The 14677-nt window shown below is 67.2% G+C and carries 12 protein-coding genes; 7 read left to right on the top strand and 5 right to left on the bottom strand.

The genetic code is table 11. From position 1 onward, the window contains the following. Positions 1-16 precede the first annotated feature (16 nt). From G6N51_RS10535 to G6N51_RS10505, 7 genes are all read left to right on the top strand, one after another. The gene (locus G6N51_RS10535) at positions 17-892 is read left to right on the top strand and encodes an AAA family ATPase (RefSeq protein WP_083168777.1); all 876 of its coding nucleotides are present in this window, start codon (positions 17-19) and stop codon (positions 890-892) included. A gap of 10 nt (positions 893-902) precedes the next feature. Then, the gene (locus tag G6N51_RS10530; protein ID WP_083168780.1) at positions 903-2351 is read left to right on the top strand and encodes a vWA domain-containing protein; all 1449 of its coding nucleotides are present in this window, start codon (positions 903-905) and stop codon (positions 2349-2351) included. Between the two features lie 161 nt (positions 2352-2512). After that, complete coding sequence (nadD, locus tag G6N51_RS10525; protein ID WP_264054095.1) at positions 2513-3169, top strand: nicotinate-nucleotide adenylyltransferase; 657 nt, start codon at positions 2513-2515, stop codon at positions 3167-3169. Then, positions 3166-3555 carry a ribosome silencing factor gene (rsfS, locus tag G6N51_RS10520; RefSeq protein ID WP_083168785.1) on the top strand — a complete coding sequence of 130 codons (390 nt, stop codon included), beginning with the start codon at positions 3166-3168 and terminating at the stop codon, positions 3553-3555. The genes nadD and rsfS overlap by 4 nt, the downstream gene beginning before the upstream one ends. Beyond that, a complete protein-coding gene (gpgP, locus tag G6N51_RS10515) occupies positions 3552-4235 on the top strand; it encodes a glucosyl-3-phosphoglycerate phosphatase (protein WP_083168788.1) in 684 nt (227 codons plus the stop codon). The genes rsfS and gpgP overlap by 4 nt, the downstream gene beginning before the upstream one ends. Then, positions 4225-4974 (top strand): diglucosylglycerate octanoyltransferase, encoded by a 750-nt coding sequence (gene octT / locus G6N51_RS10510; protein ID WP_083168791.1) that lies wholly within the window; start codon positions 4225-4227, stop codon positions 4972-4974. The genes gpgP and octT overlap by 11 nt, the downstream gene beginning before the upstream one ends. A gap of 4 nt (positions 4975-4978) precedes the next feature. Further along, entirely contained in the window at positions 4979-5809 is an 831-nt protein-coding gene (locus G6N51_RS10505) for a DegV family protein (RefSeq protein WP_083168794.1), read from the top strand. On the opposite strand, the gene G6N51_RS10500 is transcribed toward G6N51_RS10505, so the two are convergent. The 5 genes from G6N51_RS10500 to G6N51_RS10480 form a co-directional block, all read right to left on the bottom strand. After that, positions 5806-8715, bottom strand: a complete 2910-nt coding sequence (locus tag G6N51_RS10500; protein ID WP_083168797.1) for an MMPL/RND family transporter — start codon at positions 8713-8715, stop codon at positions 5806-5808. The genes G6N51_RS10505 and G6N51_RS10500 overlap by 4 nt on opposite strands. Then, complete coding sequence (locus G6N51_RS10495) at positions 8712-9179, bottom strand: MmpS family transport accessory protein (protein WP_174814307.1); 468 nt, start codon at positions 9177-9179, stop codon at positions 8712-8714. Before G6N51_RS10495 ends, G6N51_RS10500 begins: the two co-directional genes overlap by 4 nt. Before the next feature lie 168 nt (positions 9180-9347). After that, positions 9348-10406, bottom strand: a complete 1059-nt coding sequence (locus G6N51_RS10490) for an NAD(P)H-dependent amine dehydrogenase family protein (protein ID WP_083168800.1) — start codon at positions 10404-10406, stop codon at positions 9348-9350. A 78-nt stretch (positions 10407-10484) separates the two neighbouring features. Next, positions 10485-11585, bottom strand: coding sequence for an acyltransferase PE (gene pe, locus G6N51_RS10485; protein WP_083168803.1), 1101 nt, complete (start codon positions 11583-11585; stop codon positions 10485-10487). Positions 11586-11664: 79 nt separating this feature from the next. Next, positions 11665-14664: an MMPL/RND family transporter gene (locus tag G6N51_RS10480; protein ID WP_264054052.1), complete on the bottom strand. Its 3000-nt coding sequence runs from the start codon at positions 14662-14664 to the stop codon at positions 11665-11667. Positions 14665-14677 lie beyond the last annotated feature (13 nt).

Raw genomic sequence — 14677 nt, 5'->3', positions numbered from 1 at the left:
TAGGAGAACAGAGATAGTGAGCGTGCCCGCCCGGCCCAAGCCGTTGTTCGCCGACATCGAAGACGTTTCGCGACGGTTGGCCGAGACCGGATACCTGCCCGACACCGCCACCGCGACCGCGGTGTTCCTGGCCGACCGGTTGGGCAAACCGCTGCTGGTGGAGGGCCCCGCCGGTGTGGGCAAGACCGAGCTGGCCCGCGCCGTCGCCCAGGCGACCGGCTCGGGGCTGGTCCGCCTGCAGTGCTACGAGGGGGTGGACGAGGCCCGCGCCCTCTATGAGTGGAACCACGCCAAGCAGATACTTCGTATTCAGGCGGGCTCGGGCGACTGGGATCAGACCAAGGACGACGTGTTCAGCGAGGAATTTCTGCTGCAGCGCCCGCTGTTGACGGCGATCCGGCGCACCGAGCCCACGGTTCTGCTGATCGACGAAACCGACAAGGCCGACATCGAAATCGAGGGCTTGCTACTCGAGGTGCTTTCCGACTTCGCGGTGACCGTCCCGGAACTGGGGACGATTGCCGCGGAGCGGACACCGTTCGTGCTGCTGACCTCCAACGCCACCCGGGAACTGTCCGAGGCCCTCAAGCGTCGATGCCTGTTCTTGCACATCGACTTTCCCAGCCCTGAATTGGAACGCCGCATCCTGTTGTCGCGGGTACCCGAGTTGCCGCAGCACCTCGCCGAGGAACTGGTGCGCATCATCGGCGTGTTGCGCGGCATGCAACTCAAGAAGGTGCCGTCCATCGCCGAGACGATCGACTGGGGCCGCACGTTACTCGCGTTGGGCCTGGACACCATCGACGACTCCGTCGTCGCCGCCACCCTCGGCGTGGTCCTCAAACATCAATCCGACCAGCAGCGCGCGACCGGCGAGCTCCGGTTGAACTAGGAACGCACCGATGGCCCCTCGCCGCATCCGGCCGACCCGGCCGCTCGCCCCGCACGGACTGCCCGGGCATCTGGTCGGTTTCGTGGAAGCGCTTCGCGGGGTTGGCATTTCGGTTGGTCCGTCGGAGACCGTGGACGCCGGCCGGGTGATGGCCACCCTGGGTTTGAGCGACCGTGAAGTGCTGCGCGAAGGTGTCGCCTGCGCCGTGCTGCGCCGCCCCGATCACCGCGAGACCTACGACGCCATGTTCGACCTGTGGTTCCCCGCTGCGCTGGGCGCACGCGCCGTGGTCACCGACGAGGACGGCGACGGGGCGCCGGGCGACGACTCGTTGCCGCCCGACGACGTCGAGGCGATGCGCCAGATGCTGATCGACCTGCTCACCGAGAACCCCGACCTCGCCGGCATGGACGATCGGCTGGTCGAGATGATCGCGCGCATCGTCGAGGCGTATGGCAAATACAGTTCCAGCCGCGGCCCGTCGTTCTCCTCGTACCAGGCGCTCAAGGCGATGGCGCTGGACGAATTGGAGGGCAAGTTACTGGCCGGGCTGCTGGCGCCCTATGGCGACGAACCGACACCCACCCAGGAGCAGATCGCCAAAGCGCTGGCCGCGCAGCGGATCACGCAGCTGCGCAAGCTGGTCGACGCCGAGACCAAACGGCGCACCGCCGAACAGCTCGGCCGCGACCACGTGCAGATGTACGGCATCCCACAGCTTTCCGAGAACGTCGAGTTCCTGCGCGCCTCCGGTGAGCAGCTGCGCCAGATGCAACGGGTCGTGGCCCCGCTGGCCCGCACCCTGGCCACCCGGCTGGCCGCCCGGCGGCGACGCAGCCGCGCCGGGGCGATCGACCTGCGCAAGACGCTGCGCAAGTCGATGTCCACCGGCGGGGTGCCGATCGACGTCGTGCTGGCCAAACCCCGCCCGGCGCGACCCGAATTGGTGGTGCTGTGCGACGTGTCCGGCTCCGTGGCCGGGTTCAGCCATTTCACCCTGCTGCTGGTACACGCTTTGCGCCAACAGTTTTCGCGCGTCCGGGTGTTCGCCTTCATCGACACCACCGACGAGGTGACGCACATGTTCTCCCCCGATGCCGATCTGGCCGTGGCGATCCAGCGGATCACCCGGGAGGCCGGGGTGTACAGCCGCGACGGGCATTCCGACTACGGCAACGCGTTCGCGTCGTTCGTGCAGGCGTTCCCCAATGTGCTGTCGCCGCGCAGCTCGCTGCTGGTGCTCGGGGACGGCCGCACGAACTACCGCAACCCGGAGACCGAACTGTTGTCGCACATGGTGACCGCGAGCCGGCACGCCCACTGGCTCAATCCCGAGCCCAGGCACCTGTGGGGGAGCGGCGACTCGGCGGTGCCGCGCTACCAAGAGGTCATCGCGATGCACGAGTGCCGGTCGGCCAAGCAGCTCGCCGCGGTGATCGACCAGCTGCTGCCGGTTTAAGCCACTGCGCGGCCAGCTGTCACATCAGCCCCACTAGCCCCCGGGCCGGGCGTGTGTCGTTGTGCCCGCCTCACAGAGACAACCTCGACCAACCCGCGGCCGGGCTGAGAAATCGGGCCGGACCGCCGGCTCAAGTAAGCTGGCAAATCGTGCAAAAGGAGCTGCGCAGGCTGGGTGTGATGGGTGGGACATTCGATCCCATCCATTACGGGCACCTGGTCGCGGCCAGCGAGGTCGCCGACCTGTTCGACCTCGACGAAGTGGTGTTCGTGCCCAGCGGCCAGCCCTGGCAGAAGGATCGGCATGTTTCCGCCGCGGAGGACCGGTACCTGATGACCGTGATCGCCACCGCGTCCAACCCCCGCTTCTCGGTGAGCCGCGTCGACATCGACCGCGCCGGGCCCACCTACACCAAGGATACGCTGCGGGATCTGCACGCCCTCAACCCCGATTCGCAGCTGTACTTCATCACCGGCGCCGACGCGCTCGCCTCGATCCTGTCGTGGCAGGGCTGGCAGGAGATGTTTGACTTGGCAAGGTTCGTCGGCGTCAGCCGGCCCGGATACGAGCTGCGCCGTGAACACGTCACCGGCGTGCTGGGCGAGCTGGCTGACGACGTCCTGACGCTCGTGGAGATCCCGGCGCTGGCGATCTCGTCGACCGATTGCCGGCTGCGCGCCGAGCAGCGCCGACCCCTGTGGTACCTGATGCCCGACGGCGTCGTGCAGTACGTCTCCAAGCGCCGGCTGTATCGCGCCGGCGAAGAATCGAAGGGCACCGTGAGCCGCTCGACCCTGCCCGCGGGGAACAACACGTGACCGCCACCCGGGAAGCCATCGACATGGCGACCGTGGCGGCCGGCGCGGCCGCCTCGAAGCTGGCCGACGACGTCGTCGTGATCGACGTGTCGGGCCAGCTGGTCATCACGGACTGCTTCGTCATCGCGTCGGCCTCCAACGAGCGGCAGGTCAACGCCATCGTCGACGAGGTCGAGGAGAAAATGCGCCGCGCCGGTTACAAGCCGGCGCGCCGCGAGGGCACGCGAGAGGGGCGCTGGACGCTGTTGGACTACCGCGACATCGTGGTGCACATCCAACACCAGGACGACCGCGACTTCTATGCCCTGGACCGGTTGTGGGGTGACTGTCCGGTGGTGCCGGTGGACCTGGCCGAGGTCCCCGAAGACTCAGCGGGCACGCAATGACCATTCGTCGCCTGATCATGCTGCGGCACGGGCAGACCGAGTTCAACGCGGGCAGCCGGATGCAGGGCCAGCTGGATTCCCAACTCAGCGAACTCGGCCGGGCGCAAGCGATCGCCGCCGCCGAGGTGCTGGGCAAGCTGCAGCCGTTGCTGATCGTGTCGTCGGATCTGCATCGCGCCTACGACACGGCGGTCAGGCTGGGGGAGCGAACCGGCCTGCCGATCCGGGTGGACCCGCGGCTGCGGGAGACCCATCTGGGCGACTGGCAGGGATTGACGCACACCGAGGTCGACGCGCAGGCCCCCGGTGCCCGGCTGGCCTGGCGAGAAGACGCCACCTGGGCACCGCACGGCGGCGAGAGCCGGGTCGACGTCGCCGCCCGCAGCGTGCCGTTGGTCGCCGAATTGGCTTCCGGCGAGCCGGAATGGGGCGACCAGCAGCATGCGGACCGGCCCGTGGTGCTGGTGGCTCACGGTGGCCTGATCGCCGCGCTGTCCGCCGCGCTGTTGAAGCTTCCCGTGCCCAACTGGCCGACATTGGGCGGCATGGGCAACGCCAGCTGGGTGCAGCTGTCCGGCCATTCGGACGAACCCGAGGCCGGAGACCCGGATTTCGACGCCATCCGCTGGCGGCTCGACGTGTGGAACGCTTCGGCGCAGGTGTCCAACGATGTCCTCTGAGGCCCGGCCCACCCTGCTGATATTCGCCGACTCGTTGGCCTACTACGGACCCACCGGCGGCCTGCCCGCTGACGATCCCCGTATCTGGCCGAATATCGTTGCCGCACAACTCGGTTGGGATGTCGAGCTCATCGGCCGCATCGGCTGGACCTGCCGAGACATCTGGTGGGCGGCCACCCAGGACCCGCGCGCCTGGGCCGCGCTACCCAGGGCCGGCGCCGTGATCTTCGCGACCGGTGGCATGGATTCGCTGCCGTCGGTGCTGCCGACGGCCCTGCGCGAGTTGATCCGCTACGTGCGCCCGCCCCGGCTGCGGCGCTGGGTCCGCGACGGCTACGGCTGGCTGCAGCCCAGACTCTCACCGGTGGCCCGGTCCGCGCTGCCCCCGCACCTCAGCGCCGAGTACCTCGAACAAACGCGCGGTGCAATCGACTTCAACCGCCCCGGCATTCCCATCGTGGCGTCCCTGCCGTCGGTGCACATCGCCGACACCTACGCCCGCGCCCATCACGGCCGCCCGGGAACCGCGGCGGCGATCACCGAGTGGGCCCAAAGCCACGATGTTCCCCTGGTGGATCTCAAAGCCGCTGTGGCCGAACACATCATGAGTGGGCGGGGAAACCCCGACGGCATTCACTGGAATTTCGAAGCCCACCAGGCGGTAGCCGAGTTGATGCTCAAGGCGCTGGCCGAGGCCTTGCAGAAGGCTAAAGTGGCGACCGACAAGCCGCGCGGGTAACGCCGTGCCTGTCGTGGTGGTGACCGACGCGTCGGCGCGCTTGCCGGCCGATCTGTTGGACAAGTGGGCGATCCGCGTTGTGCCGCTGCACATTCTGCTCGACGGTGTGGATCTGCGCGACGGCGTGGACGAGATTCCCGACGACGTCTACAAGCGCCACGCCACCACCGCGGCGGCCACACCCGCCGAATTGGCGGACGCCTACCAGCAGGCACTGGCCGACAGTGGCGGGGACGGCGTGGTGGCGGTGCACCTTTCGTCCGCGCTGTCGGGAACCTGCGGCGCCGCCGAACGGACCGCCGCGGACCTCGACCCGCACGTTCGCGTCGTCGACTCGAGGTCGACCGCGATGGGCACGGGCTTCGTCGCGTTGGCCGCCGCGCGGGCCGCGGCCGCCGGGGCGGACCTCGACACCGTGGCCGACGCCGCGAAGCTGGCGGTGCGACACAGCCATGCGTTCATGGTGGTGCACCGGCTGGACAACCTGCGCCGCAGTGGACGGATCGGTGGGGCCAAGGCCTGGCTGGGCACCGCGCTGGCGCTCAAGCCGCTGCTGCGCATCGACGACGGCAAACTCGTTCTGGCGCAACGCGTCCGCACCGTCACTCACGCGACGGAGGCGATGATCGACCGGGTCTGTCAGGTGGCGGGCGACAGCCCCGCCGCCCTGGCGGTCCATCACGTCGCCAACCCGGACGGCGCCAAGGAGGTGGCGGCGACGCTGGCGCAGCGGCTGCCGGCGTGCGAGCCGGCGATCATCACCCCGTTGGGGCCCGTACTGGCGTTACACGTCGGCGCCGGGGCCGTCGCGGTCTGTGTACAGCTGCCGACCTAAGCCGGCACGGCGCGCCGGGCGTTGTCGCCGCGCGGATGCACCACCTGCGGCCACCAGAACCACCGCCCCAGCAGCGTCGCGATCGACGGCATCAGCAGGGTCCGCACGATCAGGGTGTCGAGCAGCAGACCGATGCAGACCGTCGACCCGAACTGGCCGAGCACGCGCAAGTCGCTGCCGAGCATCGAGGCCATGGTGAAAGCGAACACCAGGCCCGCAGCCGTCACCACCCCACCGGTGCCGGCCATCGACCGGATGATCCCGGTCTTGAGCCCGGCATGGATCTCTTCTTTGAACCGGGACACCAGCAGCAGGTTGTAGTCGGACCCGACGGCCAACAGGATGATGACCGACAGCGCCATGACGATCCAGTGGATCCTGATGCCGAACAGATCCTGCCAGATGAGCACGGAGAGCCCGAACGACGCCGCGATCGAGCTGGCCGCCGTGCCCACGATCACCAGCGCGGCCACCACACTCCGGGTGAGTAGCAGCATGATCATGAAGATCAGCGTCAGGGCCGACACCACGGCGATCATCAGGTCGTATTTCTCGCCGTCGGCCATGTCCCGGAACGTCGGCGCGGTCCCGCCGAGATAGATCCGGGCATCCGACAGCGACGACTGTTTCAGCGCCTCCTGCGCGGCGGTGCGCTCGGCGTCGACGCGCGAAATGCCTTCGGGCGTCATCGGATCGCTCTGGTGTGTGATGAAGAAGCGCGCCGACTTACCGTCGGGTGACAAGAACATGCGAAGGCCCGTCTGGAAATCGGGGTTGTCGAAGGCCTCCGGTGGCAGGTAGAAGAAGTCGTCGTTCTTCGACGCGTCGAAGCTTTGGCCCATCACGATCGCGGTGTTGCTCATCGCCTCCATCTGATTGATCATCGCCTTGAACGTCTGGTACAGGGTGAGCGTGATGCCCCGCGTCGTCTTCAGCGTGGCGATCAGCGTGGGAAACAGCTCCGTCAGGTCGCGCGAGGCTTTGGCGGTGTGCTGGATGTCGGTTGTGAGGTAGTGGAACTGCTCGGCGAGCTGGTCGAACCCGTCGAACGTGTCGAACAGGGACCGCAACCCGATGCACACCGGGATGTCGTAACAGTGCCGCTCCCAATAGAAGTACGAGCGCACCGGCCGGAAGGTGTCGTCGAAATCCGCGATGTGGTCCCGCAGGGTGTCGGTGATCTGCGACGTCACCGCCGTGGTCTTTGCGCTGTCGTCCGCGGCCTGGGCCAGGTCCAGCGACACCTCGTATTGGCGCTGCGTGGTGTCGATCTGGGTCTGCAGGTCGTCGGCCATCTTCAGGATGTCGGCGATGCGCTCCTTGAGGAAGCCCATGTTCTGCATCGTCGTCTGACTCTGGATGCTGTTCTGGAACGGTATCGAGCTGTGCTGAATCGGAATGCCCAGCGGCCGGGTGATGTCCTGAACCATGGCGATGCCCAGCGTGCGCATCTCGTTCTTGGCCACCCGGTCCAACACCAGCATGTCGGCCGGGTTTCGCATGTCATGGTCGGATTCGACCATCAGCATGTCGGGGTTCATCCGGGCCTGCGAGAAATGCCGGTCGGCGGCCGCTTGCCCGAGATTGGACGGCGCGGACGTCGGCAGGTAGTAGCGGTCGTTGTAGCTCGTCTTGTAGCTCGGCAGGGCGATCATGCCGACCAACACGACGGCGGCGCTGACGGCCAACACCGGTGCGGGCCAGCGCACGACCGCGGTGCCGACCCGCCGCCACAGCCGCCCGCCCTTGGCCGCGCGTTTGGACTCGAAGAAGTGAAAGCGACTGCCCACGAAGACGACTGCCGGGCCCAGCGTGAGCCCGGCGAGCACTACCACCAGCATGCCGATCGCGACGGGTGCGCCCATGGTGTTGAACCAGGGCAGCCGCGTGAAGCTCAGGCAGTAGGTGGCACCGGCGATGGTCAGGCCCGACCCCAGCACAACGGGGGCCACCCCTTTGAAGGTGGTGTAGTACGCGGTTTCTCGGTCCTCGCCTGCGCGCAAAGCTTCTTGGTAGCGGCCGACGAGGAAGATGCCGTAGTCGGTCCCGGCCGCGATCGCCAGCATGGTGAGGATGTTGGCGGCGAAGGTGGTGAGCCCGAACGCGTTGTGGTACGCCAGAACCGCGACGACGCCCCGCGAACAGGCCAGTGCGACAAAGGTCATGAACAGCTGGACCAGGGTGGTGACGATGGACCGGTAGACCAGCAGCAGCATGATCGCGATGGCGCCCAGCGTGAACAGCGTGATCTTGGCCAGGCTGGCGTTACCGATGATGTGCATGTCGTCGGACAGCGCCGCCGGACCGGTGACGTAGGCCTTGACGCCCGGCGGCGCCTTGTTCTCGTCGATCACCTTGCGCACCGCGTCCACGGATTCGTTGGCCAGCGTGGTGCCCTGATTGCCGGCCAGGTTGATCATCACGTAGGCGCCCTTGGAGTCGGCGCTCTGCGCGCCCGCCGCGGTGAGCCGGTCACCCCAGAAGTCCTGGATGTGCTGGATGTGCTGGGGATCCTTGCGGAGGTCTCGAATCAGCTTGTCGTAGTACTGGTGCGCGTCCTGGCCAAGCGGTTGCTGGCCTTCCAGGACGATCATCACCGTGCTGTTGGAGTCGAATTCGCGGAAGTTGTGGCCCAGGCGCATCATCGCCTTCATCGACGGCGCGTCGAGCGGCGTCATCGGCGCCGAGTGGGCCTCGCCGACCTTCTCCAGGGTGGGGACGATGACGTTCACCAGAACGGTGACGAACACCCAGCCCACGATGATCGGCACCGCGAAGATGCGGATCGAGTGGGGAAGGTAGGGCCGGTGACCGCGCTCGGCCTTGGCTTGGGCCGGTGTCCTGATCGGGCCGGTGTCCGCGGTGTCCGCAGTGTCCACGGGGCCCCTGTTGTTCGCGTCGCTCATGCGGACTTCACCAGGCAGAACGTCTGGGCATTGTGGCCGCTGGAATTCTGCTGTTCGCGGACGACGCCGTCCACGGTGATCTTGCAGCTGATCTCACTGCTGTCGCTCTGCGCCATGATGTTGGCGCTCACCGACGGCAAGGTCGTCGAGATGGTGGCCGACCACGGCAACGGCGCCGCGTTGACCTGATGGGTGTTGGCGTTCTCGTCCCAGTAGTTGATGTTGGCCGTCGCGCCGGGCGGCCCGGTGACGTCGTAGACCACGACCTTCGGGTTGAACTGCACGATTTCGATCCCCTTGCCCGCGTTCGCGTTGAGATCTTGCGAGCCGAAAATCTTGTGGAGCCGCGACACGATCAACGCCGAAACGGCCAGAACCACCACCAAGACCAGCGGTATCCATGCGCGTTTGAGAAGGCGGCCTACGGCGCCGGTACGTGGACCCGAGTCTGGACCTGCCACCACCTGACCGCCTTCCGCTAACCGCCACCCCGGCGCTGCCGCAAAGCTCACCACCTCGCCGACGACACCGCTGTCGCCCGACGCTTTGCTCAGCTAAGCACTCTAAACCTTAGTGCACGCAAGCGTTCCTCCGGGGCCTCGATGTGGCGAACGGCATATGGTGCTGGGTGCCTAACGGGCCACCCGGCCGGTCACCGGTGGAAGATCGGCGAGCGTCACGATCCCTGGTTCGGCGGCGACGACGGCCGGGACGGCATTCGTAACCGGCATCGCCGTGTAGATCATTCCCAGTCCCATGAACCCGGGCTCCGTCCAATCCTTCGGCGGCAGGCAATGCAGGACGGTGCGCATGTTGGGCAACCCGAACACCTGGATGACGTGGCCGTGCTCCAGCGGTTTCGGCGGCACCACGTGGTCGCCCATGGTCCAGTTGAAGCCCACGCTGACCACGTTGCGGTCGCCCTCCCAGCCGCGGTGGTAGCCGTAGACGCCGCCCACCGTCCCCGCGGGGATCCGCATGAAGCCCAGATCGGAATCGCCGGTGGCCGCGGTGAAGGTCACGTCGAAGGTCATCCGGTCCAGCTTCGCCCCGATCGCGTCGGCCATCATGGCGGCGGATTCGGCGAAGACCTCGCTTTCGCGCCGCACCGTTTCGGCGAGCCCCGGCGTATCGGGGTCCTGCGAGAAGCCCATCGCCGTTTGGGTTTCCGCCGATTCGTAGGTCGAGCAGTCAACCGACTCGGTGATGCGGATCTCGTCGACGCGTTCGCAGGCGCCGCTGAGCACCATCCCGACCATGTTGGTCATGCCCGGGTGCGCCCCGCTGCCGAAGATCGTCGCACCGCCTCGTTTGCAGGCATCGACGATGCGTTCGCGGTCCTCGGGTGTCTGCTTGCCCCCCGTGATCCAGGCCGCGCTGGAGCACACGTTGACGCCCGCCTCCAGCAGCCGCACCAGCTCATCGACGTTGGGCCACAACGGGTTATAGCAACACGCGTCCGCGCCCAGGGCAATCAGCGCGTCGACGTCGTTCGTCGCCCGGACCCCGGTCGGTTCGGGCCAGCCGGCCAGTTCGGCGGCGTCCACCCCGATCTTGTCCGCGCCATGCGCGTACACCCCCACCAGCTCCATGTCCGCTCTGCCGATGATCGCGTGCAGCGAACGTCGCCCGATATTCCCGGTCGTCCACTGGATCACCCGCAGCGGACGGTCTGTCGGGGGCTTGCTCATCGCGTCTCCTTTGACGTGGCCGAATGCGAGCCATTATCGCCGACGGCCGCCGTGGGCTTGTGGGAACCGGCTATCCGGTCAGCGGTTGCCCTGATTGAACGCGGCCATGGAGCTGGACAACAGCTGCGAAAAAGGATCGGCGCCACCGCCGAAGGTGGCCTGACTGGCCGGTGCGATCACGGCGGCGGGGTCAAAGCCACGCACCGGATCCACTTGAACTGGAGCGGTCAGTGGGTCGTCGTTGCGCGAATATCCCGCGTTCACCATGGGTGTCAGCTCGGCGTCGAGCCGATTCAACACGTCTTCGGGTACCCCGAGGTAGCCCAGCGGCAATACCAGCGGCAGGTGTCTCTCGGGAATCAGATACGTCGTGGTCGTCGCGCCCTTGGAGTTGACGGTCGTCCTGACGTTCTGCGGCGGCACCATGCTCGGGTCGGTGAACGCAACCGCCGTATGGCCCGTCGCCTCGCCCACCAGCGTGTTGGCGAGCGCCAACAGGTTGTCCGGCCGGTCGGGGAAGTCGGCGATCATGTCGTACGCGGCGACGAACGCCTTGGTGTCGTATTGGCTTTCCACCGGAGGCGGTATGCGGTAGTCGAGCGCGGGAACGACCGCGCCCACCGGGAACACGGAGGTCAGGAAGCTCTCGCCGAAAGCGTGACGTCCCACCGGATTTCCAAACGTGCTGAACACCAATTGATTTGGCGGGGGAGCGGTCGGATCGTTGGCGAGCCGAGCCTGCTCCGCGTCGAGCACGAGCGAGCCCTCGGACAGGCCGATCGCGGCTCCCGGGCCACCTCGGCGGATCGCCGCGTCCAGGTTGTCGGCGCCGACGGCGACCGACTCACCGACGCTGGGCCCGTCCACGCCCAGGCCCGGGAAGGCTTCATCCAGCCGCCCTATGCCCGGAAAGAGCCGCTCGAGCACGTGGCCCTGAACCTGCCCCGCCGGGTAGTTGATGATCTCCCGTTTCAGCCCCGGGAACCATCCGGCACCCAGGCGCCGGCCGTACTCGTCGTAGGGAATACCCGGGACGTGAGCGCCGCCAAGTGCGTACGCCGTTCCGTCGGCGGGAGTCCCGTCGCCCGGTGCGTCGTCGGCCGTCGCGATCCCAAAGCCGAAACATCCTGTGGCACTGAGGGTTACCAGGGCCGCAACCCCTGCGAGTAGTTTCTGCATCGCCACTTCCCGCCTGCTCGACTCCGTTAGTGTCGCATACCGCGCGCGGACCTCGCCAACCCCGGGCCGGGCGGCCTCCCTACTCCACATGCCCGACCGCTGAGGGTGGGCGCGACCGCCGCGATCCCAGTCGCGACGGCCACCAGCTCGCCCGCCCGACCAGCGTAGCCAGCGCGGGCACGGTTACGGTGCGCACCAGGAAGGTGTCGAGCAAGATTCCGATGCCGATCACCACACCGCCCTGGACGACGGTGCTGATGCTGGAAAACACCAGCCCCCACATCGAGGCGGCGAAGATCAAACCGGCCGCGGTGATCACCCCGCCGGTCGAACCCAGGGTGCGGATGATGCCGTAACGCATGCTGTGCGGGGATTCGTCACGCATTCGCGAGATGAACAGCATGTTGTAGTCGGCCCCGACCGCGACCAACACCACGAAGGCCAACGGGGGCACGCTCCAATGTAATTGCTGGCCGAGGACCACTTGGAAGATCAGGACGCCGATGCCGACCGCCGACAGGTACGAGATGACGACGGAAGCCACCAGATACAGCGGTGCGACGACGGCGCGCAGGAGCGCGATCAACGTCAGTAGCACCACGATGATGGTGACGGCGATGATGAATCTGATGTCGTGCTCGTAAAAATCGCGGGTGTCACGCAGCGTGACGGGATAACCCACCATCGATACGGAGGCGTCCGCCAGCGCGGTGTTCGGTTGGGCTTCCCGGGCGGTGTGGGTGATCGCATCGACCTGATCCATCGCCTCGGCGCTGAACGGATTGAGTTTGGTTTGGACCAGGTACCGCACGGAGTGCCCGTCCGGCGAGACGAACGCCTTAGCCGCCTTCTTGAACTCGTCCATGTGCAAGAGCTGCGCCGGAACGTTGAACCCCGCCATCGACGGGTCGGCCGCGTCGCGTTTCAGCGTCAGGAGAAACGCCGAGGCCTCACCGAGGCCGGCGCCCATCTGCTTGATCTGGTCGACGAGCTGGTCCACGCCGTCGGCCACTTGCCGGCTGCCACCCGCGAACCGGTCGGCGCCTTGCTGGAGATGGTTCAGATCGGCTTGCAGCCCACCCGGTTGGTCCAGCCCCATGGCGCGCAGCGCCTTGACGAAGCTGGTGAGCGCGGCACGTAGATGATCGACCGACGCGTTGAGGGTCTGCCTGTCCTGGAATGCCTGCAGCTGTCCGGCCAGCTCGTTGATCTGGTCGAGGCTTCCGTCGCCGCGCGCGTTGACCACGCGCTCGAACTGGACCCGGGTGGCGCTGCAGGAGGGGTCGGCATCGCAGACCTGGTTGCCCTCGAGTGCCACCAGCACCGGGGCCACCCAGGCGAACATGTCCTTGACGGCCGCGAAGTTCACGCCGATGGTATGGCCGAGCGAGTTGATGCTGTTGACCAGCTTGGCCGCCGTGACGACTTCCCTGACCAGTTTGTCGCCGCCGTACTGGCTTCTCATCGACGTGAAAGCGTCGGTCAGGCCCTGCATCCCGGCGACCATCTGGTTGACCTGCCCGCGCACGTCGCCGAGGTTGTCGGCCAGCGTGTTCGCCCCGGCGACCAGCCGGTTCAGCTCGTCGGTGTGGTCGTTGATCACGGCGGAACCGGCGCCCAGGCGAGCGCCGACCGCGCCGGCCTGATACGTCGCCCTGAACTGCTCCGGCACGGCTCCGGCGGGCCGGGTGACGCCGCTGACCGCAGCGATGTTCGGCAGTTGGCCCACCCGGCTGGCCATCTGCTCCAGATCCGCGAGCGCACGCGGTGTGCGCAGGTCGTGCGGGGACTGGACCAGGATGTACTCGGGAATGGACTGGTTGACCGGGAAATGGCGATCCAGCGCGGCGTATCCGACCGAACTCGGGGCCGACGCCCGCAGGGCTTTGCGGTCGTCGTAGTTGTAGCGCACCAGGCCCGCGCAGCTGGCGAGGATGATCAACACCAGCACGCTGGCGACCAGATGAATCCTCGGCCGGCGCACGATGCGTATCCCCGACCGTCGCCAAAACCGGGCGGTCAGTTCGCGCGACGGTTTGACCCATCCGCGCGGCCCGGCCACCACGAGGATGGCGGGAAGCAAGGTCATCGCCGCGAGGAACGCGACGCCGATCCCGATGGCCGAGGACACCCCGACCGTGGAAAACACGCCCATGCGGGCGAAGCTCATTCCGAGGAAGGTGATCCCCACCGTGGCCGCGGACGCGGCGATCACTTTTCCGATCGAGATCAACGCCCGCTGTACCGCTTCGTGGTGGTCCGCGCCGAGCCGCAGATAGTCGTGATAGCGGCTGATGAGGAAGACCGCGTAATCGGTTCCCGCGCCGGCGATCATCGCGCTCAGGAAGATGATGGACTGGTTCGACACGCCCAGGCCGCTGAACTGGGAGATTCCAGCCACCACGGCCTGCGCGATCACCAACGACGCCCCGATCGCGATCAGGGGGAGCAGCATGGTGAGCGGGTTGCGGTAAATGATCAACAGGACGACGAGGACAAGGCCGGCGATCGCAAGTTCGATCGGGAGGCGGTCCCGCTCCCCCGCGACGGTGAGGTCGCCGACGGTGGCCGCGGGCCCGGTGAGGTTCGCCGTCAGCGGGCTGCCCGCGACGCTGTGTTTGACGACGTCGGCGACGCGGGTGTACGCGGCGTAGGACTTGGGCGTGCCCAGTTCGCCGGCAATGCCGACCGGCAGCACCCACGACTTGTGGTCTTTGCTGGTCAGGGCCGGGCGCAGGGACGGCGTGCTCACGAAATCCTGCAGCATCAGCACGTCGCGCGTGTCCCCGTGCAGCGCGGACACCAGCTTGCGGTAGGCGGCCTCGTCGGCGGGCCCAAGCCCTTTCTCGTCGGTGAGGACCACCACGAGCAGATCATCGGCGCCCGATTCGTGAAACGCCTCGGTCATCTTTCGGGCGGCGACGCTCGACGGCGCCCCCGCGGGCAACATCGCGAGCGGATGCCGCTGTGCCATCTCGTTCAGGGTCGGCAATGTCAGCGGCAGTGCGACCGCAATGACCACCCACAGCCCGATCACCGCGCCGGGCCACCGCGCCACGAAATCGGCTAGCCGTCGCACATCGACCACCCGG

This window comes from Mycobacterium paraseoulense, from assembly GCF_010731655.1.
GTDB lineage: Bacteria > Actinomycetota > Actinomycetes > Mycobacteriales > Mycobacteriaceae > Mycobacterium > Mycobacterium paraseoulense.
The sequence above is the reverse complement of the archived record's forward strand: the minus strand, read 5'-3'. Positions and strand labels throughout refer to the sequence as shown.

Coding starts and splice junctions, on each gene's coding strand:
- G6N51_RS10530 (WP_083168780.1), top strand. CDS start 903: ATGGCCCCTCGCCGCATCCGGCCGACCCGGCCGCTCGCCCCGCACGGA.
- gpgP (WP_083168788.1), top strand. CDS start 3,552: ATGACCATTCGTCGCCTGATCATGCTGCGGCACGGGCAGACCGAGTTC.
- octT (WP_083168791.1), top strand. CDS start 4,225: ATGTCCTCTGAGGCCCGGCCCACCCTGCTGATATTCGCCGACTCGTTG.
- G6N51_RS10500 (WP_083168797.1), bottom strand. CDS start 8,715: ATGAGCGACGCGAACAACAGGGGCCCCGTGGACACTGCGGACACCGCG.
- G6N51_RS10490 (WP_083168800.1), bottom strand. CDS start 10,406: ATGAGCAAGCCCCCGACAGACCGTCCGCTGCGGGTGATCCAGTGGACG.
- pe (WP_083168803.1), bottom strand. CDS start 11,585: ATGCAGAAACTACTCGCAGGGGTTGCGGCCCTGGTAACCCTCAGTGCC.